The sequence below is a fragment of the bacterium genome (assembly GCA_026414725.1).
Lineage (GTDB): Bacteria > Ratteibacteria > UBA8468 > B48-G9 > JAFGKM01 > JAAYXZ01.
This window is the reverse complement of record JAOAIL010000068.1, coordinates 1-271: the sequence shown is the minus strand read 5'-3', so window position 1 is coordinate 271 and position 271 is coordinate 1. Positions and strand designations below refer to the sequence as shown.

1 rRNA gene (cut by a window edge) is annotated in these 271 nt (G+C 45.4%); it reads left to right on the top strand.

Annotated elements, in window-relative coordinates:
* Window positions 1-271, top strand: a 23S ribosomal RNA gene (locus tag N3D17_07905); its annotated part reaches 244 nt to the left of the window's first position; the annotation flags it as partial.

Sequence of the window (271 nt, the reverse complement as noted above, 5' to 3'; positions counted from 1 at the left end):
AAACCGTGTAGCGTGTCAAGCGTGCTCGCGTTGCGCTACCGGGGTTGTGGGACTGTCAGGCAGATGAGCACTATGCCAAAGAGTTACAAATTTTAATCTTAGTCGAATGATTTGGAAAAATCAACCATAGAAGGTGAAAGTCCTGTAGACGAAAAGATTAAAACTCTTGACAGGATCCCAAGTACCGCGGAACACGTGAGATTTTGCGGGAATCTGCCAGAACCATCTGGTAAGGCTAAATACTCGTTAGTGACCGATAGTGAACAAGTAC